This is a genomic window from Okeania sp. SIO2B9 (genome assembly GCF_010672505.1).
Taxonomy (GTDB): Bacteria; Cyanobacteriota; Cyanobacteriia; order Cyanobacteriales; family Microcoleaceae; genus Okeania; species Okeania hirsuta.
The window spans coordinates 1-3,013 of record NZ_JAAHGK010000959.1 but is presented as its reverse complement, the minus strand read 5'-3'; the positions used below and the strand labels follow the sequence as shown (position 1 = coordinate 3,013).

At 37.7% G+C, this 3,013-nt stretch carries 2 protein-coding genes; one reads left to right on the top strand and one right to left on the bottom strand.

Features of this window, described 5'->3' with window-relative positions; all coding sequences use genetic code 11:
- Nucleotides 1–168: 168 nt before the first annotated feature.
- Nucleotides 169–1,524: a tRNA (N6-isopentenyl adenosine(37)-C2)-methylthiotransferase MiaB gene (miaB, locus tag F6K13_RS25980; protein WP_124146560.1), complete on the bottom strand. Its 1,356-nt coding sequence runs from the start codon at nucleotides 1,522–1,524 to the stop codon at nucleotides 169–171.
- 836 nt (nucleotides 1,525–2,360) lie between these two features.
- Between miaB and F6K13_RS25975 the strand changes: the two genes are divergently transcribed.
- Nucleotides 2,361–2,972, top strand: coding sequence for a hypothetical protein (locus tag F6K13_RS25975; RefSeq protein WP_287288847.1), 612 nt, complete (start codon nucleotides 2,361–2,363; stop codon nucleotides 2,970–2,972).
- The last annotated feature ends 41 nt before the right edge of the window (nucleotides 2,973–3,013 follow it).

The window sequence follows — 3,013 nt, the reverse complement described above, 5'->3', positions numbered from 1 at the left end:
TTGATATGATACAGCACTTCCCGATTTTGTGAGGTACATATTTAGCGGGTACATATTTAGCGGGCAAGATGCCTGCACCACAAGAGTTTTACTATTAAAACTTGTACATCATTTGTCCGAAATATGCTGTAACTGTTTACCTATTCACTCAACCCATCCTTACAACTGTTAAACCATCACTAACTGCTTGACTTCTCCTGTCAAACTAAAAGGACGTACTTCAGTAATTTTCACCTGTACTAACTTACCCTTCAATTCATTAATATCCCCCTCAAAAAATGTCAGACGGTTGCCACGGGTACGACCCATAACTTGAGCAGCATTTTTTTGGTTAGTATCTTCAACCAAAATTTCTTCAGTACGACCCATATAACGAAGCGATCGCTCTGCTGCTTTCACTCCCACCAAATGATTCAACCGTTGTAGTCTATCTGCTTTCACCTCCTCACTCACTTGATTTTCCCATAAAGCTGCTGGAGTACCTGGTCTAGGAGAATAAGCAGCAGTATTCAACAGATCGAACCCAATATCCTCAACCAACTTTAGCGTATTCTCAAACTGTGCTTCCGTTTCTCCAGGAAAACCTACTATTGCGTCAGCACTAATAGAAGCATCTGGCATCAGTTCGCGAATTTTATCAATAATCCGGCGATATTTCTCATGGGTGTAACCTCTTGCCATCGCCTTCAATAATTCATTATCTCCAGACTGAAAGGGAATATGAAAATGTTCGCAAACCTTGGGCAATTCAGCACACGCTCTAATTAAACGTTCTGTGAAATAGCGGGGGTGACTTGTGGCAAAGCGAATACGTTCAACACCTTGTACATCATGCACATAGTAAAGTAAATCTGTGAATGTGTGTTTATTGCGTCCTTCTGCTGTCACTCCCGGTAAGTCGCGTCCATAAGCATCAATATTTTGCCCTAACAATGTTATTTCTGGATAACCTTGTCGCCCTAACTCTTCCATTTCAGCGCGAATAGCTTCAGGATAGCGAGACTGCTCTGCACCCCGTACACTGGGAACAACACAATAGGTGCAGTGTTCGTTGCAACCATAAATTATATTTACCCAAGCAGTGACTTTGCTATCCCGTCTGGGTTTAGTGATATCTTCCACAATGTGAATAGGTTCAGTAGCAACTACTTGGTTGCCATTGAATACTTGTTCCAATAAGTCTTGCAAGCGGTTAGCGTGTTGAGGTCCCATAACTAAGTCTAGTTCGGGTACTCGTCGCAGGAGTGCTTCCCCTTCTTGTTGAGCAACACATCCAGCAACAATGAGAGTGAGGTCTGGTTGTTTGTGTTTGCGTTTTGCTTGTCTACCTAGATAAGAGTAGACTTTATGCTCGGCATTGTCACGAATGGTGCAAGTATTGTATAGAATGATGTTGGCATCGTTGGGGTCTTCTGACGAGATGAGGCCCATATTATCTAGGATACCTGCCATGCGTTCGGAGTCGGCTTTGTTCATTTGACAGCCGAAAGTGGTAATATGATAGCGACGGGGTGTTTTAGTCATGGTAAATTAAGGTTATTAAATTAGAATTAGAGTAGTATGGATAATATATGAGAATTGTTAGATTGAATTTTAGGAAAAATCTAGAAAAAAATATCCAAACAAATATGATAAACTAGAAACCGTTAAAACAATTAAAATATTACATATTTAAAGATATCAAACTTTTCTCAAATCGTCAAAAGTCTCCTAGGAGATATCTCTCAAGATAATTATCCCCCCTGGATAAATTTTTATTCGTCAATTCTTGGCATTAAGTATTAGAAAAATCAGCTCTTAAACTCCAAGTATCTATCCCTATAATCTCGATCACCAGTTTATAATTTAGGTCTAAATGGTGAAAATATTTATGAACACAGAAGATATATTCAACATACACTAGCCAATAATAAAAATCTCAATTAGTTGGCTAGAAGACATTTAGCCGAAACAAAATCTCAAGAAATTGAGTATTTCATTAATGGATAATGGACAATTGATAATTACTTCGGGTTTTAACCGTTACGGAATTGAAGATAAGGAAATATCCTAGCACTTTTCTCTTGGTCGATTGGATATGGCGCACTTCGGAGCGGCTCTGTCAAGAGCGGGAGACCTAGCTATCCCATCCTCAGGTCATGCTCCGCAAACGACCACTTTTTCCCCTTGAAAGGGGAGGCAGAGTAAGCTGAATTATTTAATTAATAATTATTAATTATTAATGATTCGGTAAAAATTCAGTCAGTTATTGGGGGCAATAAACTAATGTATTAAAAGGAATAGCTCTTGAACTTAATGGATGCTTCTACCATTTTTCCTATTAATAAATAATATCTCTTGAACAACACTAATTGAATGCCATGAAAATGAAACGTAATATTTTCATATTTGTAGGAATTATATTGATTTCCTTATTGGTGGTTTTATTGAGGCCACAGGATAAAAATAAATATCCATTAAATGCTAATTCTGGTTTCATACAGGAAGAAATCAGTCCCGCTTACTCACTATTTGATTTAGGTGTAGCTGATTTTAATCAAGATACCTTTTTAGATATATTTTCTACGAATCACAATGGTCCTCAAATATTCTTAATTAATCAACAAGGAGAAGATTTCAAAGATGGGCTTTCGGAGTTAGGTTTGCCCCAAAACTATGAAGCTACAGACACACCAGTTCCTGATCCTTTGGCAAATAAGACAGAACCAGGATTGTATATTTATTGGCATAATTATGAATTAATAATAGCTGCCCAAGGTCTGACTAATCCAGAGAATTTAGAAGGTTTGGTAATTGTCCCTCTCTTAGCAACCTCTACCGAATCAGACCAAATATCAACAAACATTAGAAAAACAAATGCTCTATCAGCAGGAATTGATAAGGTTCAGGTAGTAAGATTTAATGTTAAAGGAAATGGCAGATTATCTATCAAGTTTCCAGCATTTTATCCTTTTTTTTCCACCCCTATTTAGGTTAAATCCCAGAGCAGATATCAAAAATATTTACCTGGGTT